This window comes from Cytobacillus sp. IB215665 (assembly GCF_033963835.1).
Taxonomy (GTDB): domain Bacteria; phylum Bacillota; class Bacilli; order Bacillales; family SM2101; genus Nanhaiella.
The window spans coordinates 147,301-169,330 of the sequence record NZ_JAXBME010000012.1 but is presented as its reverse complement, the minus strand read 5'-3'; the positions used below and the strand labels follow the sequence as shown (position 1 = coordinate 169,330).

The 22,030-nt window shown below is 34.2% G+C and carries 22 protein-coding genes; 6 read left to right on the top strand and 16 right to left on the bottom strand.

All coding sequences use genetic code 11. The features are described 5' to 3' along the window. Positions 1 to 21: 21 nt before the first annotated feature. From SLH52_RS15240 to SLH52_RS15205, 8 genes are all read right to left on the bottom strand, one after another. A complete protein-coding gene (locus tag SLH52_RS15240; protein WP_413785542.1) occupies positions 22 to 624 on the bottom strand; it encodes a YpjP family protein in 603 nt (200 codons plus the stop codon). 443 nt (positions 625 to 1,067) lie between these two features. Next, positions 1,068 to 1,202, bottom strand: coding sequence for a YuzL family protein (locus SLH52_RS15235; protein ID WP_320210127.1), 135 nt, complete (start codon positions 1,200 to 1,202; stop codon positions 1,068 to 1,070). A 193-nt stretch (positions 1,203 to 1,395) separates the two neighbouring features. Then, complete coding sequence (locus tag SLH52_RS15230; RefSeq protein WP_320210126.1) at positions 1,396 to 2,175, bottom strand: class I SAM-dependent methyltransferase; 780 nt, start codon at positions 2,173 to 2,175, stop codon at positions 1,396 to 1,398. A 123-nt stretch (positions 2,176 to 2,298) separates the two neighbouring features. Further along, positions 2,299 to 2,733, bottom strand: a complete 435-nt coding sequence (locus tag SLH52_RS15225) for a BrxA/BrxB family bacilliredoxin (protein ID WP_320210125.1) — start codon at positions 2,731 to 2,733, stop codon at positions 2,299 to 2,301. Between the two features lie 74 nt (positions 2,734 to 2,807). Next, positions 2,808 to 4,487 (bottom strand): dihydroxy-acid dehydratase, encoded by a 1,680-nt coding sequence (ilvD, locus tag SLH52_RS15220; RefSeq protein ID WP_320210124.1) that lies wholly within the window; start codon positions 4,485 to 4,487, stop codon positions 2,808 to 2,810. A gap of 384 nt (positions 4,488 to 4,871) precedes the next feature. Next, positions 4,872 to 5,741 (bottom strand): LysR family transcriptional regulator, encoded by an 870-nt coding sequence (locus SLH52_RS15215; RefSeq protein ID WP_320210123.1) that lies wholly within the window; start codon positions 5,739 to 5,741, stop codon positions 4,872 to 4,874. Between the two features lie 63 nt (positions 5,742 to 5,804). After that, positions 5,805 to 6,515 (bottom strand): aspartate/glutamate racemase family protein, encoded by a 711-nt coding sequence (locus SLH52_RS15210; RefSeq protein ID WP_320210122.1) that lies wholly within the window; start codon positions 6,513 to 6,515, stop codon positions 5,805 to 5,807. Between the two features lie 174 nt (positions 6,516 to 6,689). Beyond that, complete coding sequence (locus SLH52_RS15205) at positions 6,690 to 7,829, bottom strand: conserved virulence factor C family protein (RefSeq protein ID WP_320210121.1); 1,140 nt, start codon at positions 7,827 to 7,829, stop codon at positions 6,690 to 6,692. A gap of 247 nt (positions 7,830 to 8,076) precedes the next feature. Here SLH52_RS15205 and SLH52_RS15200 point away from each other — a divergent pair, with 247 nt between their 5' ends. Then, a complete protein-coding gene (locus tag SLH52_RS15200; protein WP_320210120.1) occupies positions 8,077 to 9,051 on the top strand; it encodes a peptidoglycan-binding protein in 975 nt (324 codons plus the stop codon). 492 nt (positions 9,052 to 9,543) lie between these two features. Here SLH52_RS15200 and SLH52_RS15195 read toward each other — a convergent pair whose 3' ends face one another. Next, positions 9,544 to 11,427 carry an ABC-F family ATP-binding cassette domain-containing protein gene (locus SLH52_RS15195; RefSeq protein ID WP_320210119.1) on the bottom strand — a complete coding sequence of 628 codons (1,884 nt, stop codon included), beginning with the start codon at positions 11,425 to 11,427 and terminating at the stop codon, positions 9,544 to 9,546. Further along, a complete protein-coding gene (locus SLH52_RS15190; RefSeq protein WP_320210118.1) occupies positions 11,424 to 12,068 on the bottom strand; it encodes an HD domain-containing protein in 645 nt (214 codons plus the stop codon). The genes SLH52_RS15195 and SLH52_RS15190 overlap by 4 nt, the downstream gene beginning before the upstream one ends. An 801-nt stretch (positions 12,069 to 12,869) precedes the next feature. On the opposite strand from SLH52_RS15190, the gene SLH52_RS15185 reads away from it, so the two are divergent. Further along, on the top strand, positions 12,870 to 13,052 hold the full coding sequence (locus SLH52_RS15185; RefSeq protein WP_320210117.1) for a hypothetical protein: 183 nt from the start codon (positions 12,870 to 12,872) through the stop codon (positions 13,050 to 13,052). Between the two features lie 220 nt (positions 13,053 to 13,272). Here SLH52_RS15185 and SLH52_RS15180 read toward each other — a convergent pair whose 3' ends face one another. From SLH52_RS15180 to SLH52_RS15165, 4 genes are all read right to left on the bottom strand, one after another. Beyond that, on the bottom strand, positions 13,273 to 14,115 hold the full coding sequence (locus SLH52_RS15180; protein WP_320210116.1) for a DegV family protein: 843 nt from the start codon (positions 14,113 to 14,115) through the stop codon (positions 13,273 to 13,275). A 433-nt stretch (positions 14,116 to 14,548) separates the two neighbouring features. Beyond that, entirely contained in the window at positions 14,549 to 15,028 is a 480-nt protein-coding gene (locus tag SLH52_RS15175; protein ID WP_320210115.1) for a glutathione peroxidase, read from the bottom strand. Between the two features lie 75 nt (positions 15,029 to 15,103). Beyond that, on the bottom strand, positions 15,104 to 15,655 hold the full coding sequence (locus SLH52_RS15170) for a hypothetical protein (protein ID WP_320210114.1): 552 nt from the start codon (positions 15,653 to 15,655) through the stop codon (positions 15,104 to 15,106). After that, positions 15,630 to 17,318, bottom strand: a complete 1,689-nt coding sequence (locus SLH52_RS15165; RefSeq protein ID WP_320210113.1) for a formate--tetrahydrofolate ligase — start codon at positions 17,316 to 17,318, stop codon at positions 15,630 to 15,632. Before SLH52_RS15165 ends, SLH52_RS15170 begins: the two co-directional genes overlap by 26 nt. Before the next feature lie 471 nt (positions 17,319 to 17,789). On the opposite strand from SLH52_RS15165, the gene metA reads away from it, so the two are divergent. The 3 genes from metA to SLH52_RS15150 all read left to right on the top strand — a co-directional run bounded on the left by metA (position 17,790) and on the right by SLH52_RS15150 (position 19,840). After that, on the top strand, positions 17,790 to 18,698 hold the full coding sequence (gene metA, locus SLH52_RS15160) for a homoserine O-acetyltransferase MetA (RefSeq protein ID WP_320210112.1): 909 nt from the start codon (positions 17,790 to 17,792) through the stop codon (positions 18,696 to 18,698). A gap of 28 nt (positions 18,699 to 18,726) precedes the next feature. Next, on the top strand, positions 18,727 to 19,422 hold the full coding sequence (locus tag SLH52_RS15155; protein WP_320210111.1) for an endonuclease: 696 nt from the start codon (positions 18,727 to 18,729) through the stop codon (positions 19,420 to 19,422). A 289-nt stretch (positions 19,423 to 19,711) separates the two neighbouring features. Then, positions 19,712 to 19,840, top strand: coding sequence for a hypothetical protein (locus SLH52_RS15150; protein WP_320210110.1), 129 nt, complete (start codon positions 19,712 to 19,714; stop codon positions 19,838 to 19,840). Between the two features lie 87 nt (positions 19,841 to 19,927). Here SLH52_RS15150 and SLH52_RS15145 read toward each other — a convergent pair whose 3' ends face one another. Both SLH52_RS15145 and SLH52_RS15140 read right to left on the bottom strand, forming a co-directional pair. Then, complete coding sequence (locus tag SLH52_RS15145) at positions 19,928 to 20,713, bottom strand: nucleotidyltransferase domain-containing protein (RefSeq protein ID WP_320210109.1); 786 nt, start codon at positions 20,711 to 20,713, stop codon at positions 19,928 to 19,930. A gap of 387 nt (positions 20,714 to 21,100) precedes the next feature. Continuing rightward, entirely contained in the window at positions 21,101 to 21,400 is a 300-nt protein-coding gene (locus SLH52_RS15140; RefSeq protein ID WP_413785544.1) for a DUF4870 domain-containing protein, read from the bottom strand. Between the two features lie 440 nt (positions 21,401 to 21,840). Here SLH52_RS15140 and yjcZ point away from each other — a divergent pair, with 440 nt between their 5' ends. Then, the gene (gene yjcZ / locus SLH52_RS15135) at positions 21,841 to 21,951 is read left to right on the top strand and encodes a sporulation protein YjcZ (protein ID WP_214481214.1); all 111 of its coding nucleotides are present in this window, start codon (positions 21,841 to 21,843) and stop codon (positions 21,949 to 21,951) included. Positions 21,952 to 22,030 lie beyond the last annotated feature (79 nt).

Sequence of the window (22,030 nt, the reverse complement as noted above, 5' to 3'; positions counted from 1 at the left end):
AAAGCAACGTAAAAATCGACCTTAGGTTTTCCACCGTGGTGGGGTATTTTTGTCCCAATATATACTACCTAAATCGTTGTGTGTTTGGAATGTATCTTGATACGTATGGTAGTGAAAATTGAACCAATATCCGTCCAAAGGTGGGTGATCTCTTCTGACATGAAAACGGACAAGATCCTTATTTTTCTCATTATCATATATGTTAAATATTTTTTCTCCATAGCCACCAGATGGACTTTCTGTAATTGATAAATTATGCAATTTATAATCTGGGTATTGTTTAGTTAAATCTAGTATTACTTCTTCGATTTTGGGTAATACAGCTAGACGAAATTCATCCTCGATAACAGGACCAATTTTTTGTCCAAATTTCTCAAACGACTTATCTTCAACAGCAGTCATCGTCGTTTCGATAAATTGTTGTCTATTATTCTCATCATCTTCAACCTTTAACTGGAATAGGTGCTCCTCATCATCAGCTGTCAGCTCAGAGTTAACTAAATCTTGCTTCGATGTGTCATTGGATTTAGAAACTGGGACTGTTAAAGATGGCGGTGGAGTTATTAATCCAAATGTACATATGGTGATTAAGATGACAAGTGTTTTTCTCACCCACAGTGGCATTGTAATTCTTCCTTCCTTTTTAAATAAATCTACTTTTATGTAAATGTTTTCATTCTATTATTCCACATGATGATCATAATATATTAATACGAGTTTAGTAGTATAAATGTTTCATTTTTAAGTTCGATATATTAATAAATATTATAGCACAAATATTATGTAGAGAGGAGGTTTCAATTATGGAAAGTGATATTGTTTATTTTGTATTATCTATTGTCACATTGGGGTTTTTAACTTATTTAAACATAACTGACTAACTTTGTGATAATACAAAAAAAACAACCTTCATAAGCTGCGAATAAGCTGCATTTCAACTTCAACTTATTCACTAAAAAATCTTATAGCAGTAAAGAAATAACCGGTAAACATACTAACATAAAGGCTGGTGATGTTAGTAGAGTTTTGGGACGACTCAAATGTATGTCGAGTCGCCCCAACTTCGCTTATGATTGTTTATTTTTCTTTCGAGCTGAACTTTTCTGATAATTTCCAGTTTCAGCTGAAGTAGTCCCTTGCCCCTCCACATCAGGAGAGCTTAAACCGATCGTTGCAGGGTTTTTCTTATGTTTTTTAGACACTATAATCACCTCCATCTGTATACTTTAACCTACTTAACTAATTTCATTCGAACAGCAATTTATTTAACCAAACCTCGTACTTTTTTTATTTAACCAAAGGCTGTTTGCACCTTGATTGTTGTTAATCGTACAAAGAGCTACAATGCTATAACGATATTGAAAAAAACAATTTTGAATAATCACTATGAGAACATCACATAGTGGCATGAATGTAGCCAAAGTGAAATTTAGCTGTTTTTCGTTTTTCTACAATAAAATTAAACTTGTCAAACGTGTTACTTTGATAATGATCTTTCAACACTATTCTTCGTTTTGCTACGCGCTTTGCTTCAGATAACACTTCCGCTGTAATTTCTGAATAAACTGCTAAATGTTTTAAGCTATTAATACCGTTTGATTCGTTTATCGTTTTTTCAAACATTGGATCAAAATATACGACATCAAAAGAATCGCTCGGACACTTTTTTAAATATAGTAAATGATCGTAATGAACAACTTCAATCCATTTCATAGCATTGTTCATTTCTAATAATTGAGAGTTCCATTCATGTAACCCTCTCTTAACCAAATATGCTAAATAACGATTTCCTTCAACTCCTACAACTCTTCCGCTCCTACCAACTACATAACTTGCCAAAATACTATCAGAAGCTAGTCCGACAGTGCAATCTAAAAAAGTCATTCCTTCTGAAAGTTGCACAGCTCTAAGAAATGGGTCATCTAGTCCTATCATTATGCGTTTTAAACGGAACATAGCTGAGTTAGGATGAAAAAACACCGGCTCATTAGCAGTGATAGGATGTATTTCTAGTCTATTTCTACCTATCATTAGCACATCTTTGTTATAATGGTGTTTCAATTCCTTTATAGACGATTTTTTTCTATCAACATAAGAGATTTTTAAATCCCTCGCTACTTCTTTTGCAAGTAGAATACCATTTTCATCTGTTCGACCACCAGTTGTCGCAATCAATGTCATCACCTATTATTAATTCTTCTGTAAAATCTCATAAATAGTTGTAAGCTTTATTTAATCAAATAATATTAAGTGTACTTTCACGTACCATAAGAAAGAGGACGTCATATAGACATCCTCTTAACATGATTTATTAAAAGCAGATTGTAAGTTCTCCATAATCTGTTCCATCGCATGACCTTCAATTTCATGACGAGGAATAAAATGTACTACTTCTTTCCCTTTCAGTAGAGCCATTGATGGTGATGATGGCTCAAGGTCGACAAAATACTCCCTCATCTTAGAAGTTGCCTCTTTATCTTGACCTGCAAACACTGTCACAAGCTGATCAGGTTTTTTGTCATTATTTAATACAGCCTGCGTTGCAGCTGGTCTAGCTAGCCCTGCTGCACATCCACATACCGAGTTAACTACAACTAATGTAGTGCCTTGTGCTTCATCTAAAAATTCTTCAACTGATTCAGCTGTCAATAGTTCAGTAAAGCCTGCACTGACTAACTCTTGACGCATCGGTTTAACCATTTGTTTCATATATTCTTCATAAGCCATCGACATAAACAATTCCCTCCAATTACATTCCGATGCTTAAAGAATACTGTACAAATCATAGAAAATCAACTAATAAAAACTTAATAAAGATCCGTGACCGCACCTTTTGAAGCACAAGAGACTTGATGAGCGAATTTTCCTAAGACACCTCTTGAATGTAACTTAGGTGCTACCCAGCTAGCTCGACGTTTTTCTAGCTCTACTTCTGAAAGATCAACGGATAGTGACTGTAACTCACTATTGATGGTTACGATATCACCAGTTTTCAATAACCCAATTGGGCCACCTACTTGAGCTTCTGGAGCAATGTGGCCAACAACAAGTCCGTGTGTGCCTCCTGAGAAGCGACCATCAGTTAATAATGCTACACTCTCTCCTAATCCTTTACCAACTAAGATTGCTGATATTGATAGCATCTCTGGCATACCAGGACCTCCCTTAGGTCCTTCATAACGAATAACAAGTACATCACCAGCTTTGATATCATCATTTAGTACTGCTTGAGTCGCTTCATCCTCTGAATTAAATACTTTAGCTGGTCCAGTTAAGTGCTTTGTTTTCAAGCCTGATACTTTTGCAACTGCACCATCTGGAGCTAAATTACCTTTTAAAATAACTAAAGGACCCGTTGGTTTTAACGGTTCAGAAAATGGCGTGATAACCTTTTGGCCTTCTACTAAAGGTGGTGCCTCTACTAAGTTATCTGCTAATGTTTTCCCTGTTACCGTAAGACAATGTCCGTGTAATAGACCTTCATCAAGTAATACTTTCATAACGGCTTGTACCCCACCTGCTTCATGAAGATCTTGCATCACATATTGACCACTTGGCTTTAAATCCGCAATATGAGGCACTTTCTTTTGTAATCTATCAAAGTCTTCCAATGACAAATCGACATCAACTGAATGAGCAATTGCTAATAAATGAAGAATTGCATTTGTCGATCCTCCAAGCGCTAATACTACAGTAAAAGCATTCTCAAATGCTTCTTTTGTCATAATATCCTTTGGATAAATCTCTTTTTCTAACAAATGATAAACAGCTTCTCCTGCTTTCAAACAGTCTTCGCCTTTGAAGGAAGACTCTGCTGGATTCGATGAACTTCCAGGTAAACTCATTCCCATTGCCTCTATTGCAGAAGCCATCGTGTTTGCAGTATACATTCCTCCACAGGAGCCAGCCCCAGGGCATGCATGACACTCAATTTGATGAAGCTCTTCACGATCAATATCACCTTTATTATACTGTCCAACTCCTTCAAATGCTGAAACAATGTCAATATCTTTGTCATTATGTCTACCAGGTTTTATTGTACCACCGTAAACGAATACTGCTGGCACATTAGAACGACCAATAGCGATCATACATCCAGGCATGTTTTTGTCACATCCACCGATAGCAACAAAAGCGTCTAAATTTTCTCCGCCAACAACGGTTTCAATTGAATCAGCAATAACTTCTCGACTAGGTAATGAATACCTCATACCTGCTGTTCCCATTGAAATGCCATCTGAAACAGTAATCGTATTAAATATTAACGGTGCACCACCAGCATTTTTAGCACCTTCCTTTGCCTTGATAGCTAACTCATCAATATGAATATTACATGGAGTTACCTCGCTCCATGTACTTGCAATACCAATCATCGGTTTTTTAAAATCTTCATCACTAAAACCGACAGCACGCAGCATTGCTCGGTTCGGTGCTCTTTTTACATCATCACTAAGCGCTTTACTTCGGATACGTAAATCCTTGGACATATTATCAACCTCTCTTTGAGTATATATTTTAACAATATAGTTTGTTTTCATTTGTTTTGCAATAGTTTTTTTGTGAATTTTTTTAAAATACTGTAAATAAGTTAAAAGCTGTTCACAATGCTACAAAATGAACATAGGAAAAGGGCAAGATTCCAAAAAGTTCAATTGCTTATTTTATTGGATCAACCGCCAATAAAAACAGCCAACTTCTTAGAACCTAACCCTTTTTAAGTCTGCTTTATTTATGTTATTAAATTTTGACTACTTTCGCATTGAGTTATTTTTCTTACTATGAAGTAAATACGTATAACCCAAGCGGTCGTGGAAACTTGTCGCATTTTAAATGAGGTCAGTTGCATAAATTAGTCTTAATAGCAACAATGTTTACGAAAAGAGTCTTTCCTTAAAATAATTGATAAAAACAGATTGTGAACTCCCTTTTACGTAAATAAAATCAATGCTTATATTCATTCTAATGGGTGGCGTTAATTCAACACGAACAAGTTGCTCCTTTTGAAGCTCCTTTTTCACACAATGTTCAGGTAAAAAGCTAATTCCCATACCTTGTATGACTAAGTTTTTTGCTGTTTCCATATTGTCAACTTCCAAAGATATATTCGGTGAAATCCTATTCGTTGAAAAAATTCTATGGATATAAAGCCAATCCATTGAGCCATAATCAAAAAAAATGAGTGGGTATTTTGCAACTTGCTCTAACGTTATCGTTTCCTGTTTCAGTAAAATATGGCCGTTTGAAACAAACAGACTAATAGGGTCATCGTATAAATGAATCCCTTCAATTTCTGGATGAGTTTCTCTTCTTATAATTCCAAAATCAACTTCTTGATTAATTACTTTTTGTAAAACGTCTTTTGAATGCCCTGTTATTATCTTCATTCGCACATTGTTAAATTTAGCTTTAAAGTCAGGTAACATAGATGGTAAAACATTATTAGCTATAGATAATGCACAACCGAATTTTAATTCGTTCGGAAGCAATTCTTGCTGGAGTCTATACTTTGCTTCTTGATAAGATTGCAATATTTTTTGCGCATGGGGAAAAAAATATTCACCTTTATCAGTTAGCGACACTTTATTTCCTTGACGAAGAAATAGCTTAATATTCATTTCACGTTCTAGAGATTGAATTCGTGCAGAAACGGAAGGCTGAGTTAAAAATAACGCTTCTGCTGCTTTATTAAAGCTCCCAAGTTGACAAACATATATGAAAGCTTCAATATTATCAATATTCATACTCCCCACCCTTTTGTTTACTCACTCTTCTAACTTATCACTCTACTAAGTTATACTCTTGCTCTATACAGAAAGTAACTCATTGTTCATATTTGTTGCTATGTGGACGACCTTTTTTGCAATAATTTCAGTTGGGTCTACCACAATCAATTGTTTAGTTGATTGAAGTACAAGTGGTATTTCTGTACAGCCAGCAATAATTGCATCAGCACCAAGGCCCTTCACCTCTTTAGCTACAGCTGATAAGTAAAACAATCCCGTTTCTAGTTTACCACCTTTGATAGAATATATCCCTTTCATTACATCTGCTTGCATTTCTTTATTTAAATTGATAAGGGCAATGTCATATTTATTTAAACAATGCTGATACAAGTTAGATTGTAAAGTACCGTCAGTAGCTAATAAACCGACTGTGTTGTATTTGTGCTCTTGTAAATATTTCGCAGTTTCAATTGGCATATGGATCACCGGTATATCGACTGAGTTTATAACAGCCTTGTAGAAAAAGTGTGCAGTATTACACGCAATCATTAATAAATCTGCACCAGCCTCTTGAAGCCGTTGTGCAGATGCTACAATTGATGGTGTGGGATCTAAGCCTTCACCTATAATTGCTGATGTACGATCAGGAATTTGTGAGTTGCTATCCACAATGAGGTGAAGATGGTCTTGATCATGTTTAGCTGGCGTATTATTAATTATTTTATTCATTAAATCTACTGTTGCCTTTGGACCCATACCACCTATTATTCCTACTATTTTGCTCTCCATCATTATCACAACCTTAAAATAATCATTAAGTATGAAGTAAATTATAGTTTTATTTTTCTTCATTGACTTATAGAAAAGTTCTATTTAATGATAGAAACATTTAATGACCTGTATAATCAGTGCCAATAAAAAACCAGGTGTAATAAACTCTACACCTGATTTGAGTATATACATCTCCTATATTAAATCTTTGTTATTCCTGCTATCGGTCATTTGTTTCCAAACAGACCCTTTGGCTTCCTCCCCTTCTTTAATTCGTTCAATTGCTAGTTTCATTTGCATACTAACTTCAAATTCAGGATCATCTTGAGCTTCAATTAAAGCAGGCAACGCTGAATCGTCTCCAACTTCATACAAAAACATCGCTGCTCTCCACCGTACTAATTTGCTTGGATCTTGTAAAGCTTTAATCATTGCCCCAATCGCACTTGGATCTCCAATATCTGATAGGCAATCCCCAGCCGTTCTTCTAACTGTTATACTCTTATCAGTCAACGCTTTATATAAATATGGCAACACAACTGGTTTTTCTATCATGCCTAAGTAGACGGTAGCGAGACGTCGTATTGAAGCTTTATCATCATTTAATGCTTGTGCTAAAACTGGTATATCTTCCTCAGTTGGCTCCATTTGTTCAAGAGCAGCATACCGTTTAGTCCAATCAGCATTTTCTAGCATTTCAGGTGTTACTTTGTAACTGTTTCTTAACAAATGACTTGCTGCGGTATGGTCTTTATTCTTTGCTGCATCAACTAGTCTATTTAAGCGGTCTTCATCATAAACAGCTATCAGTTCCTCAACCACCTCTGATCCAACATCTTCAATATCACCATAACGAGTTCCATATTCCTGCCATTGTCTATCACTAACGACATTATTTACGGATGATTGCATTGTTAATACTGCTTCTTTAAATCGCTCTGGTAAGCCATATCGTTTTTCAGTTTGTCCATCTAATAATTTCACTTGCATCGGAATAAATTGGATCATTTGCACAAAGACTTTTACGTCCCCAAATGTATCAGCAACTTCTTGGCGTTTATCACTAGATTCTTCAATATCTTCCCCAAAAGCCTCCCTTACTTTTGGTAAGATCTCTTGCCAATCATACTTGGCATTACGTTCTACAGCTAAAAAATCAGCAACATGGTATACTCCTTTCACACCATCAATCGACAAAATGTCCTGAATGATTTGTGGTGCACTTTCGCTATTCTCTCTCTTATAATTATTACTTTTTCCAGAGGGTAATTCTTTGTTTAAGATAATTTTCATTGTGTTTGGACTAGGTGTTGGTTCAATTGTATTGATCTTCAAACTAATCTCCCCTTTTTTACTACAAGTATAGTAAAAATAATTTTAACATACGTACGTCCTTCCAGCCATTACACTCACTCCTTAAAAAGTTGTCCGATATATTTCTACAAAAAATGAGTAATTCTACTGTTAATTTGTCATAATTATTCCTATTCATAAATATTAATGATATAAATAATGCCCCTCTTTCTAAGCTCAGGTAACTTAACTTATTGCAAATGACACTTTATTGGAATGGAGGCCAAACATGAAGTTATCTACAGGAACAAAGCATAACTTTGTTATGTCATCAGTTGCCGCCACTGTAGTATTAAGTACGTCATTGCCAATTAACACAGCTGTAAATTACGATATTATAAGTGTACAGGAACTAAAGAAAGAACAATTACGATATGGACATACTGGGCAAGCAGTGAAAGCACTTCAACTAAAACTTAAAAACCTGGCAATGTACCATAGTCATATTGACGGGGTTTATGGTAAGAAAACGAAGGAAGCTGTACAATTATTTCAAAGTAAATCACAGTTAGCTACAGATGGCATTACCGATCAAAAGATGTTAACTAGATTAGCTAAGCTTGATACACTCCAAAAGCAAAAAGTTCTTTCATACGGTTCCACGGGTGAAGATGTATTACAATTACAACACCAATTACAAAATCTTGATTATTATGAAGGACAGGTTGATGGAATATTCGGTCCACTAACATTAACAGCGGTAAAAACATATCAGCAACGTAATAAGTTGACAATTGATGGCATAGCTGGACGACAAACATTGCAACACCTTGAAACTAATAAGAATAAGATTGGTAAAACAATATATATCAAACCAGCAAAACAAACGACAGTGAACAGTGTTGATACATCTTTGATTACAATTGCACAAAAATACATCGGTAGCCCATATGTTTGGGGTGGAACTTCACCAAGCGGCTTTGATTGCAGCGGCTTTTTAACTTTTGTATTTGATCAAAAAAACATCAAAATCCCTAGGACTGTAAGTGACATATGGAATTTTACTGTTGACGTCCAACATCCAAGTATCGGTGATATTGTTTTTTTCGAAACGTATAAACCAGGCCCTTCTCATGCTGGAATTTACATTGGGAATAATCAATTTATTCATACTGATTCATCAGTTGGCGTTACAGTTAGTCATCTCAGTAACACCTACTGGAACGCTCGATATTTAGGAGCAAAGCGAGTTGTCCAATACTAAGAAAGCTTCTACAATATCTAATATATACGTCATGATGTGTATGTCTACTAAGCTAGGAATAGATTTATTATTTCCATCAGCAATCATCATGACATACAAAAAGTCCAACTGTAAAAGTTGAACTTTCATAATACATTAGAATGTGAATGACACTGTAAATTGTGTCCCTACAACCAAAGGTGTAGGTGTTGAAAAAAGGCTGTTTTTCGCAATAAGAACCAAACACATACACAACTAGATTTCCTGGCACTTTTCTTCCGTACAACAATGAGCAACCATGTAAAACTACTATCTATAGTACTAATTTGATTTTAATAGCAATAAAGTTTACGAAAAGAGCCTTGAAAAAACAATACTTTATTATGTTTTGAACTGGTGACCTTTATCAAAAGTTAATTAGTCGGAAGTTGTTTTCAAACGGGATCTAAGTTTTAGTTCAGCGCATTCATAACTAACAACCATAGATACAATTAATCTCCATAATTTAGAGATTCATTTAGTTGCTTCTATGACTTCAGATAATTCTTCCCAACGTTCCATCAACTGTTCTAATTGTTTTGTAGTATCCTCATGTTCCTTCATTAGCGATTGAGCAGTTTCAAAATCACTTCCAGTTTGTTCAATTTGTTGCGTCAAATGTTCGCAAGTTTGCTCCATTTCAGCGATCCGATCTTCAATTGTTTCCCACTCTTTTTGTTCCTTATAAGTTAGCTTCCGGATTTGCTTCTTTTCTTTTTTCGTAACTTCTTTTTCTTTTTGTAATTCTTTCACTATCGACTTTTGAGTACGCTGTTCAAGAAGTGCTGTGTATAAACCAAAGTGTGTTTTCACATGTCCATCACCTTGAAAAACGAGAATTTGCTCCGCTATTTTGTCCAAAAAGTATCGGTCATGTGATACGGTGATTACAACACCTGGGAACTCATCTAAATAATCTTCTAATATTGTCAAAGTTTTAGTATCAAGGTCATTTGTTGGTTCATCGAGTAATAACACGTTTGGTGCATCCATTAAAATCTTTAATAAAAATAATCGTTTTCTCTCTCCACCAGAGAGTTTGCGAATTGGTGTACCGTGAGTATGCATCGGAAATAAGAACCGCTCTAGCATTTGAGCAGCAGAAATTGTGTGACCATCTAACGTTTCTATAACTTCCCTTGACTCCTTCACATATTCAATGATCCGTTGATTTTCATTCATTTGAAAGGTCTCTTGAGTATAGTATCCAATTTTGACAGTTGGACCAACTGAGACATTTCCACCGTCAGGAGTTGTTTTTCCTGTAATTAAATTTAGCAATGTAGATTTTCCAGATCCATTCTCTCCAACGATACCGATACGGTCTCCCCGTTTAATTAACAGGTTAAAATCTACTAAAATGTTTTTGTTCCCGTAAGATTTGGTAACACTTTCTAATTCGACTACCTTCTTCCCTAGACGGCTAGATTGTAATGATATATCCAGTTTACTTTCATTTGATGTAAATTTACTATTTTCTAATTCCTCAAAGCGTTTTATTCTTGCCTTTTGTTTCGTTGTTCTTGCTTTTGCACCTCTTTTCATCCAGGCTAGTTCATGACGGTATAGATTCTGACGTTTTTCCTCACTAGCTTGTGTTTGTTCTTCTCTCAACGCTTTTCCTTCTAAAAAAGATGAATACCCCCCTGAATAACTATATAAGTTACCGTTATCCAACTCCAGGATACGATTTGTAACTCGATCTAAAAAATACCGATCGTGTGTTACGAGCAAAATAGCTCCATTAAACTTAGCTAAATAATCTTCTAACCACATGATTGTTTCATAATCTAAATGGTTCGTTGGCTCATCTAAAATTAACAAATCAGGTTCTGCTATCAATGCCTGTGCTAATGAAACTCTCTTTTTTTGTCCCCCTGATAGCTCCCCAATTTGTTGTGAATAATCTTTTATACCGAGCTTAGTTAGAATTGCTTTTGCATTTGAATTTGCTTCCCAAGCATTCATTGCATCCATACGTTGCTGTGTAGTAAATAACGCTTGTTGGATTTTTTCATTTGTCGGTTCATCTGCTAGTTTTAATAAAATTTGCTCGTACTCTTTTAATAAGTTAATAAGTGGCGTATCACCATGAAAAACTTGATCAAGCACTGAATGGTTTTCTTTAAATACTGGTTGCTGAGCTAAATAGCTTATTGCATAGCCTTTTGAACATATCATTTGACCTTCATCAGGAATTTCTTCTCCAGCAATAAGCTTTAACAAAGTTGATTTCCCAGTCCCATTTACACCAATGACCCCGATTCGGTCACCAGACGTTATACTGAAAGATATGTGTTCGAACAACGTTCTTTCTGTATAGCTTTTTGTGAAATTTTCTACAGTTAGTAATTTCATAGTTGACCATTCCATTCCTCAAAAAATTGTTTTAAGTACTTTTCTATAAAACCATGCCTTTGATGCGCTATCTTCTTTCCTTCTTCCGTGTTCATTTTATCTGAAAGGCGTAATAATTTCTCATAAAAATGGTTAATTGTTGTACCTTGCTCAAATCGATATTGTTCATACGTCATACTTTCCCTTATCGGTATGTCAGGGTCATAAAGTATATGTCCCTTTAAGCCACCATATGTAAATGCTCGAGCTATACCGATCGCACCTAATGCATCTAATCTATCTGCATCTTGAACAACTTGACCTTCAAGCGATTTCATTGGAACTCCATTTCCGCCTTTAAACGAAAGTGAGGTAATGATATCCATTATATGTTCACTATCAACAGATCTTACTCCGTTTGAATGCATAAAGCTTGTTACGTGTTTAATTGCAGCTTTTGGATCATCCATAATTTTGTCATCTATCGTATCATGTAACAGCGCAGCCATTTCAACTATAAGAAGATTTGCCTTTTCAATTTTCCCAATACGTAAAGCCATGTTTCTTACACGGTGTATATGAAAATAATCATGACCAGTTCGGTCATCAACTAATATTGATTTCACAAATTGTTCAGTAATTTTTATCATTTCTGCATGCATTTATATATCACCTGTTTAAATTATTGGACGTTTGACACTATATAACTTGTCTGTTGTAATAGTAAAACCACAGCATATTTTCTTCTATAATACAATGCAACAGACAATTTAATGATACAGCGATTTTCGCAAATTTTGATGCTATAGAGGTTAATATAGGATAGCATCAATTTACTCGTCTATATTTAAGTATACGAAAAACAACTTCTGTGGGAAAAAAGCCAATTTTTTAAAAAACCGACATAAGCCTATTGCTTTCTCAACACATTGTAACATGACGGAAGGATTATTGTGGAATCATTTTAAATAAGGACATTTGACTAGCAACATGCATATAATAATGAAGATTTAATTTTCGTGCGACACAATATCAAGGTTCTCTTGTAATATTTGTTGCTTTTAAACTTCCCTTAATTTCATATTATTTTATGGGTAAAGGCTCTTTTCGTAAACTTTGTTGCTATAGTTCCTATAATTGAAGATAAAAATATCGTTTTTATTCAACAGTCATACGTGTTTATTTGTTAGTAAAGAAAACAATATTCTATACGAAAACAGCCCTGTTAAAAGACTTGTTAATTATTCTAGTTATAGAACATGTAATATTATGGTTGTCCCCAAAACTGACTGGAGCTCATACACCCTTTTAATGCGTCATGTTTAGTCTTTGTTAGTTTACAGGTAGGTAGATAGAAAAATTGAAAGGATCTGGTTCAGATAAATAAAAACAATTGCTTTCACCGACACCCTCCCCAAAAGCAAACAACAATAGGCACAGCTTGGTATGGACGTCATGTAATTATGATTGTCTGTAATCCAACAACAAACCAATTCGTTTCATTACACTCAAGCTTACATGCACCTATAGAGCCTACCAATCCAAATTGTGCTGAAACTGTAGCTCAATTATTAAGTATAGGCTATAAAATTGAGGCAAGCGTAGCACTTTCTACTCATTTAGTGCAATATATACTAGTGTTATAACTTTATTTACACATATGTGTCCCTTAAAACAACATTAAAACTATATGTATTTACCTTTCATAATTATTGGCTGTATCATCGGTTATTGCTTTGCATCCAAATAAATAAACATGGACACAACAATAGTTTCGTCTCATTTTTTCTTCTATAATATGATGATAATCATACAAGACTTCCTTTTATTATCGTAGTTTTTTATAAATAACAACAAAGTTAGAGCCTAATTATTAAACCAGCTAATTCCAATTGTGTCTTCACCTGTATGCACACCTAGAGAAGTAGAAAATGGGAACGTAAGTACATTTAACGAAGGAAACAAACTTTCTATTTTTCGTTTTAATACCTGTGCTTTATCACTATGTAATCCATATAATAAGTACACTTCTGAGATTTTTGAGTTTTGGATTTCTTCTTTCAATATAGTAAGGAAGCGATGTAAGGCCTTCCGTTCTGTGCGCACTTTGTCATAGATTGCTAATGTACCATTGTTAAAAGTGATGATCGGTTTAATTTTCAACAAACTACCAACCACGAATTGGATACTATTTAACCTTCCACTTGCATATAGCTGCTCAAGACTACCAACTATTACATACATTTTATTTTTATCTACTAGTTTTTGTATAGTAGATACGATGTCATTAATTTCTGTGCCTGCTCTGTTAAGTCGAATTCCTTCAGAAATTAAAGCTGTCATTGGATATGAGGTAACTTTCGAATCAATTATATATATTGGTTTTTGGATTTGTTGTGCTGCTTGAAAGCTTGAAGAATAAGTGCCACTTAATTTCGAAGAAACATGAATTGAAATAATGTAATCATAACTGTACTGTAACTTTTCATACAATGCTAGAAATTGACCAACCGATGGTTGGGAAGTTTTCGGTTGGGAAGTTGAAGATTTTAATTTATTATATAACTCATAAGGCGTTAGATCCACACCATCCCGATATTCTTGATTATCTAAGATAATTGAAATTGGTACTACGTATACATCAGGGTGATGCTGTAATTCTTCATCAATGCAAGCTGAACTATCCGTTATCCACGCTATTTTAAGCATATTCCTTCAATCCTTTCTCTTCATTGAACAACACAGCTATTCACATTCTTTAGATATTTTTCTAACTAGTATTTATTGTAATATCGATATTTTTTATAAAAACTCATATAACTTAGCACTTTTCGTAAACTTTGTTGCTATTGTTACCAAATTAGCACCATTAAAAGTGGATTTATACGTTAGCCATCGTTGTAAAGAAGAAAAGATGCCAAGAATACCAGTTTTGTAGATGTTTATTGTTTAACTCAATATGATAACAACCTACAATTTTATATTTAAAGTAGGGCATTGTGTTACCCCACTTCACAAATGATAATTTTTAACCTATTTAACCTCACTTAAATATATAAAAACTGCACCTTCATAAATATCTACTGTTATTTTGAAGGTGCAGCTTTTTATAACGATGGTTGTATTACAATCGATAGCTCAATTATTTTAGCAACTGCTCAATATTATCTTTTATAGCAGATGGTTCTACTTTAGGAGCGAATCTTGATACAGGTTTGCCACCTTTATCAATCAAAAATTTGGTGAAATTCCATTTAACTCCTTTTGAACCTAAAATTCCAGGTGCTTCTTCTTTTAAGTATGTAAATAACGGATGAGCATTCTCTCCATTCACATCAACTTTCGAAAACATCGGAAATGTTACACCATAATTAATTTCGCAAAAGCTCTCAATTTCTTCGTTAGCACCAGGCTCTTGATTCCCAAATTGATCACAAGGGAATCCTAATACTACAAGCCCTTTATCTTTATATGTTTTATATAACTCTTCCAATTGTTTATATTGTGGAGTAAAACCGCATTTACTGGCTGTATTAACTACCAATACTACCTGCCCTTCGTAATCATGTAAAGATTTAGCTTCACCCTTTATTGTTGATGCAGAAAATTCGTATATAGACATCTTTATCCCTCCTGTTACTATTGTATAAGGTGTTTCATGGTATATCAAATGATTAATTCTATTAAGTCTTTAATTTCATAACTGTTGAAGGGTGCAAATTATAAAATCAATCATTTCAATCAAATCATCAATATTTTCTTCATACATAAAACGGTCAAATATAATGTCCGTACGATGCGTGTATAAGGTTGGATGTTCACTTGGATTATGTGATATTGTTTGATGATAAATATACTCCTGTCCCCACACACTTTGGACGATTTTTAAAGCATGTTCAGAATTACCCTCAACTGACTTTGAACATTGTAAAAACCCTATACTTATGCTACAACCTGGTTTTTGCCCTGGTGTTTGTAGCAATTCTTTACTAAGATTAGCGACATCCATAGATAGCTTCATGTATGCAGTTGGTGATCCTTGTCTGTCTTTTAATTGAAAGTTTATCTTATAAGATCTTGACATCGTGGCAAGATTAACTAAATCATCCCGATTTATCACTTCGATTGTGCCATCTAAATCAAGATCATATATTTCTCCTTCAAGGACAACCTTTAGATTCTCAAAAACGGTAGGGTCGAATATAATTCCATTTTTCATAATACTAGAATAAGCCCACCGCATTACCATCTTCATCTACATCCATATTTAATGCAGCTGGATTTGTTGGTAACCCCGGCATAGTCATCATGTTTCCTGTTAAAGCAACGATGAATCCTGCTCCGATAGATGGTTTTAGTTCTCTAACTGTAATTGTAAAATCTTTCGGTCTGCCACCCTTTGTCGGATCATCTGATAAAGAATATTGAGTTTTAGCTATACAAACAGGTAGTTGATCCCAACCCAGCTGTTCGAATTGAGCAATTTGCTTTTTAGCTTTTGGTGTAAATTCCACCCTTTCAGCACCGTAAACCTGTGTTGCAATTGTATTAATTTTTTCAGCGATTGACTCATTTAGGTCATATAACGGTGAGAACTGATTGTTATTAGATTCCATGACATCTAATAATTTTTCTGCTAAATCCACACCACCTTGACCACCTTTTTCCCATACTTCAGTTAAGGAAACAGGATAGTTTTGGTCATTACACCAAGCGATTAAAGAGTTGATTTCTTCATCAGAGTCAGTGACAAATTTATTTACTGATACAACAAACGGTAACCGAAACGCTTTGACAGTTTCAATATGCTTTTGAAGGTTTTCCAACCCCGCATTTAACGCAGACACGTTTTCCTCTTTTAAATTATTTTTATTTACTCCTCCATGCATTTTTAACGCACGGATCGTAGCGACAATAACTACAGCAGCAGGGTCAATTCCTGCTGTTCTCGCTTTTATATTAAGAAATTTTTCTGCTCCTAAATCTGCCCCAAAACCAGCTTCAGTTATAACATAATCCCCAAGTTTAGAGGCCATTTTCGTAGCGATAACACTGTTGCACCCATGTGCGATATTAGCAAAAGGACCACCATGTATAAGCGCAGGAGTGTGCTCAAGTGTTTGTACTAAATTAGGTTTAAGTGCATCTTTAAGTAGTAAGGTCAAGGCGCCTTCTACACCTAAATCTCTAACTGTTACAGGCTGTTTATCAAAATTATATGCAACAACGATATTTGAAAGCCTATTTTTGAGATCATGTATATCTGTTGCTAGACAAAAGATAGCCATAATTTCGGACGCAACCGTAATGTCAAAACCATCTTCACGTGGGACTCCTTGAATAGGTCCACCCAACCCGATAACGACCTGACGTAAAGCCCGATCATTTAAATCAACTGCACGTTTCCAAATGATTCTTCGTTGATCGATTTTCAGTTTATTCCCATGATGAATGTGGTTATCAATAATAGCTGCAAGTGTATTATTTGCTGTAGTAATCGCATGTAAGTCTCCAGTAAAATGTAAATTAATATCTTCCATAGGGATAACTTGTGAGTAGCCACCACCTGAAGCTCCACCTTTGATCCCCATAGTCGGTCCTAAAGAAGGCTCTCTCATTGCAATAATTGCTTTTTTTCCTAATTTAGTAAATGCTTGCCCTAGTCCAACTGTAACTGTAGACTTACCCTCACCAGCTGCAGTAGGATTAATAGCCGTTACTAATATGACTTTACCTTCTTGCTTCGTTTTCAAACGATCCATAGCATTTAAAGAAATCTTAGCTTTATAATGACCATATGGCTCCAATTCTTCTCGTGTCAGATCAAGTTGGTTAGCTATTTCTGAAATCGGTTTCATTTCTGCCTTTTGAGCTATTTCAATATCTGATTTAATTGTCATTTTTGTGCTCATATGTATCCCCCATATTCATTCTTTTTATGAGTCATTTTACAAATTTATTGTACCACTTCTTAATAATTCAAGTAGAGAGAAAAGTGAATTATATTTAAATAAAAACTAAAATTGCATTGATTATTATTGTAATACGGCTAGCGTTTTATCGAATCATTCCTGCTAAAGATAAAGACAATAAAAACCCTATTCGTGATTGTTAGGTTTCGTATCGAATGTTGTTTTTTTAACAACCAGTTCGTTTTATAACTACAGTTAAAGTCGTTTTTTCTTTTTTTGAACCGTATAAAACCTAAGGTTGCATGCGTAATTTAGTAAATTTAGCAACAAAATATACCCAATGATCCTGTTATTTTGCAAAATAGCAACAATGTTGCGATAAAAATCCTAAATAAGTGAATACAATTTTTCATTGAATAATTTATTAATAGTTTATATAATATGAATATTTACATAAAGGAGTTGGATCCGATGCCAATTAATATTCCGCATAACTTACCAGCTAAAGAAATACTGGAGAAGGAAAATATTTTTGTAATGGATGAGTTAAGGGCATATTCACAAGATATTCGCCCTTTAAATATTGTGATATTAAATATTATGCCCGAAAAAGAAAAAACAGAAACAAGGTTGCTAAGGCTGTTAGGAAATTCACCTTTACAAGTTAATATAACTTTACTAAGACCAACAACACATGAATCTAAGACGACAAAAAAATCACATCTCGACCAGTTTTATAGAACTTTTGATGAGATTAGAGATAAAAAGTTCGATGGCATGATCATTACAGGTGCTCCTGTTGAACAACTTTCTTTTACTGAGGTAAATTATTGGGACGAATTAAAGGAAATCATGGATTGGACTACTACAAATGTCACATCAACACTTCATATTTGTTGGGGTGCTCAAGCAGGGCTCTTTCATCATTATGGTGTAAAGAAATACCCCCTGAAAAAGAAATGTTCTGGCATTTTTCAACATCGACGTCTTTATAAAAACATTACTCTTTTACGTGGTTTCGACGATATATTTAACGTACCTGTTTCTAGATATACAACCGTAAAACAAGAAGAAATTGAGGAAATTCCTAATTTAACTATTTTATCTACATCTGATGAAGCAGGTGTTTGTCTCGTCGCCTCAAACGATGGAAAAAGGATATTTCTAACTGGACATTTAGAATATGATGAATACACATTGAAAGAAGAATATGATCGGGATACTTCGAAAGGAATCTCTATTCATATGCCAAATAATTATTTTCCAAATAATGATCCTACAAAACAACCTATTCATTCTTGGCGTTCACACGCAAATTTATTATTTGTAAATTGGCTTAATTATTATGTATATCAAGAGACACCTTATATTTGGGAATAACAAGTCCTGTTAATAGGAGTGGATGCCAATGAATCAACAATGCTTCATTGAGTTAGCAGGTGGTGTATATACACACCATAAATTTTATAGCTCCTTATCAAGAAATAACAAGTTTGATCTTTTTTGGTCATTTTTTACTAGTGACTATAGTTATGTTAAATCAGTCTACGCGGGGATCGAGATTGACATTTTACAAAAAACTAACAAACATAGTATCGAACATATCTTTCCTCAAAGTACTATGAAAAAATATTTAGCTATGAAAAAAGCTAACGTCAATGTAATTAAAGGTGCAACTGTAAACCCTCTTAACTTTGCTGCTGCACATAAAAAAGTCAACTCACACAGAGGACACCTAACATTTGATATTGAAAATGATACCGTTATACACCGCTTAAAATTGAGTGTACCACATAACTACACTGATTTTGGTATTGACTATGAAAATGAATGGATTGTTCCGCATGTGAGTAGAGGTAATATAGCTAGAACGATGCTATATATGATGTTAGTTTATAATATTCAGGAGTTGCATATGGATCACTTACATACTTATCGGTACTGGGCAAAATGTGATCCCCCTGAAGTTTGGGAAATTGAGTATAACGCTTGGGTTTTAGAGAAGCATCATATCTCTAATTTATTTGTTACTGATGACATTGAGCAAATGGTGAAATTACTAGATGATGATCATTTATTTCAACATATACTATGTAACAAGTGATTTTCAATCATAAGAGTTTGGGACCTACACGACGATTTAAGTTGGATTGACTTTCGACCTATTTTAGCAAAACTAACCTTTTTACTTGAATGAATACAACAAATAAAAATATTTTAAAAAACGGACAGTCGCTTTTCTATCGAGATCGTTCGTTTTTTATTTTTTCTGAATTTTATTAATTGTTTTACTTTTTGTGCCTTTTTACCTTTTTACCTTTTTTCATTAATCAACAATCTTCCTTTTGAATATATAAATCATGTCGTAATAAAAAAGAAAGGAAGATCGAGAAATGTCTATATTGAAATTATTTACACTTTTTAAAATGACTCCTGAAGAAAGAGTAAAACATGAGGCTATAAAAAAGAAAATAGAAGAAATGAAGCAAAAACAATTAACATACTGGCGTTGGCATATTTAATTTTCATAAGGCTCAAAAGCATGTAGTAATGCAATTGAGCCTGTTAATTATCATCGTGTAATCTACACCGTCTTATACTTAAAGACTTTATAAATCCGCCACAGGTGTTCGTTGATTCATCCAACTCCATTCTGTTTCAACCATAAAGCGGTTTGGCCACCCTTCTTTTATCATAGGCCAATCTGCAAATTGTTCTATACTTTTACAAAAAAGCTCGGCATTTTCACTGTTTGGGGAAGACAGTAACTCTTTTGTTAGTTCCATAAAATTTGTAGGCTTGTTGTCAAGTTCACTTAACACTTTCATGAACCATTTATGATAAGGATACAATACTTTGTTTTGAGCCAATATTAACCTTCCGCCAAATAGGACGAGTGATGAAACGATGTGCATCATCAAATATTTGTCATTCCTCTTCTCAGCTTCTGCAACATACCATCTTGCTGCTTCAAATTGCACATAAAATTGTTCTATCTTCTGTTGTTGTTCGTGTACTGGATATGTTGTTATTTGTTGTAATATCATGTCTAATTGAGGTATTTTTGAAAAGCCAATGATGGCATCTTGAAATGCAAATCTTGCTGGCTCACTTCCGTGATGTGCAACATCTTCTAAAAATTGAAGATTTACTATTTTGCCATCTACATAGCCACCTTCATAATCACATTCATCACCGGACCAGTAAAATAAGTCATGCTGCTCCTTACGTCTTTCAAATTCTTCATCTGTAGCTATTATAATTATATCCACATCCGAACTTTCACTAGCGTACCCTTTGGCAACTGAGCCACCTATTAACAGTGCTCGAACTTTGGGGTCATCTTTAAATTGTTCACTTAGTACTTGTACTGCTTTTTTATGATGTTCGTACATTAGTCCCACTCCTCTATTAATAGATCATTTTCTATAGCTGTTTGTTTGAACTTTGTTTCTCACACTAATGCTCTGAAAGAAATACACACTCTTTATTGGTATCCACTTCTATTTCTTAATACCAATAACATCAATCAATCCCTAAGAACCAGTTGTTTACATGATAAAACAACACGTAATAATCATATGCCTTTTGTTCCGCAACAAAATCACCTAACTTTAACAAAAATACAAGCTCATTTTAACCATTATTATGATAGCTATCAATAGAATTAAACGATCACATTTGGACAAATCCGACTTATGGCTGTGCTTAAATTTTCAGTGAACAGATTTTTAACATCAATAAAAATAGGCCACAGTCATGTGGCCCTAATCAAGTACTGCTTATAACAATCGAATCGCAAAAGGAATTTGATACTCTTCCCCTTGATATGCTTTTATAGCTCCTATAACTGTAAAAATAAAAATGTAAATTCCGACCAACCATATAGTTAAAAATCCTATAATGACTAGCATTAATAGCATACTTATTAAACTATAAATGGTGTATGATATGAAAAAGTTAAAATACATCCTTCCATGGTAATCAACAAAAGATGATTCATCCTTTTTAATTAACCAAATAACCAGCGGACCTAAAAACACTGTAAAAAAACTAATAACGTATATTACTGCTGCTAACATACGATCTTCATTTGATGGCAAGTTGTCACCTCCAAAATATTATTCAATATTACATACGTATGAATATTCAATTAGTTACAAAAATATGTTTTTTTAAAATTATTGATTCAAGTTATTATGAACAAATAGAAAGCTTATTCATCTTGTAAATTAATCAAGCCCTTTTTATGAACTTTGCTGCTTTTTCAACTACATCGAGTAACTCATGTATATGATATGATTTATATACCCTTTAATAGAAAAGATCCATAAAGCTCCTATAACGAAAAGCAACCATGCATACGAAAACAGCTTTGAATAACAATAGGAACAAATCACCAATTTGAACTTTTGAGACTAAATAGGAATAATACACAAGCAATTTGACACTGCATGAATATGTTAATGTTGATGAGGGAATGGAATCCACCCTCATATGATTAAATTTAAGGAGTGATAACATGGTTGATGGTGTTCGTTCAGGAGGAATATTTGCACTCGTAATTGTCTTATTTGTACTGTTAATTATCATTGGCGTCGCTTGTGGCGGTGGGCTTGGTTACGGGTATTAATAAAATTCCCAGAAAAGTGAGAAGGTATGGGCAAGCTACAACAGGTGGATAGTAATTTTTCTAGCCACCTGTTTTTTTA

What these genes read in the sequence shown, in the direction of transcription:
- metA (WP_320210112.1), top strand. Translation starts at nt 17,790, where the DNA reads ATGCCAATTAATATTCCGCATAACTTACCAGCTAAAGAAATACTGGAG.
- SLH52_RS15190 (WP_320210118.1), bottom strand. Translation starts at nt 12,068, where the DNA reads ATGCATGCAGAAATGATAAAAATTACTGAACAATTTGTGAAATCAATA.
- yjcZ (WP_214481214.1), top strand. Translation starts at nt 21,841, where the DNA reads ATGGTTGATGGTGTTCGTTCAGGAGGAATATTTGCACTCGTAATTGTC.
- SLH52_RS15140 (WP_413785544.1), bottom strand. Translation starts at nt 21,400, where the DNA reads ATGTTAGCAGCAGTAATATACGTTATTAGTTTTTTTACAGTGTTTTTA.
- SLH52_RS15210 (WP_320210122.1), bottom strand. Translation starts at nt 6,515, where the DNA reads ATGATGGAGAGCAAAATAGTAGGAATAATAGGTGGTATGGGTCCAAAG.
- ilvD (WP_320210124.1), bottom strand. Translation starts at nt 4,487, where the DNA reads ATGTCCAAGGATTTACGTATCCGAAGTAAAGCGCTTAGTGATGATGTA.
- SLH52_RS15170 (WP_320210114.1), bottom strand. Translation starts at nt 15,655, where the DNA reads ATGGTAATGCGGTGGGCTTATTCTAGTATTATGAAAAATGGAATTATA.
- SLH52_RS15195 (WP_320210119.1), bottom strand. Translation starts at nt 11,427, where the DNA reads ATGAAATTACTAACTGTAGAAAATTTCACAAAAAGCTATACAGAAAGA.
- SLH52_RS15240 (WP_413785542.1), bottom strand. Translation starts at nt 624, where the DNA reads ATGCCACTGTGGGTGAGAAAAACACTTGTCATCTTAATCACCATATGT.
- SLH52_RS15185 (WP_320210117.1), top strand. Translation starts at nt 12,870, where the DNA reads ATGATTGTCTGTAATCCAACAACAAACCAATTCGTTTCATTACACTCA.
- SLH52_RS15165 (WP_320210113.1), bottom strand. Translation starts at nt 17,318, where the DNA reads ATGAGCACAAAAATGACAATTAAATCAGATATTGAAATAGCTCAAAAG.
- SLH52_RS15150 (WP_320210110.1), top strand. Translation starts at nt 19,712, where the DNA reads ATGTCTATATTGAAATTATTTACACTTTTTAAAATGACTCCTGAAGAA.
- SLH52_RS15200 (WP_320210120.1), top strand. Translation starts at nt 8,077, where the DNA reads ATGAAGTTATCTACAGGAACAAAGCATAACTTTGTTATGTCATCAGTT.
- SLH52_RS15155 (WP_320210111.1), top strand. Translation starts at nt 18,727, where the DNA reads ATGAATCAACAATGCTTCATTGAGTTAGCAGGTGGTGTATATACACAC.
- SLH52_RS15175 (WP_320210115.1), bottom strand. Translation starts at nt 15,028, where the DNA reads ATGTCTATATACGAATTTTCTGCATCAACAATAAAGGGTGAAGCTAAA.
- SLH52_RS15225 (WP_320210125.1), bottom strand. Translation starts at nt 2,733, where the DNA reads ATGTCGATGGCTTATGAAGAATATATGAAACAAATGGTTAAACCGATG.
- SLH52_RS15145 (WP_320210109.1), bottom strand. Translation starts at nt 20,713, where the DNA reads ATGTACGAACATCATAAAAAAGCAGTACAAGTACTAAGTGAACAATTT.
- SLH52_RS15215 (WP_320210123.1), bottom strand. Translation starts at nt 5,741, where the DNA reads ATGAATATTGATAATATTGAAGCTTTCATATATGTTTGTCAACTTGGG.
- SLH52_RS15180 (WP_320210116.1), bottom strand. Translation starts at nt 14,115, where the DNA reads ATGCTTAAAATAGCGTGGATAACGGATAGTTCAGCTTGCATTGATGAA.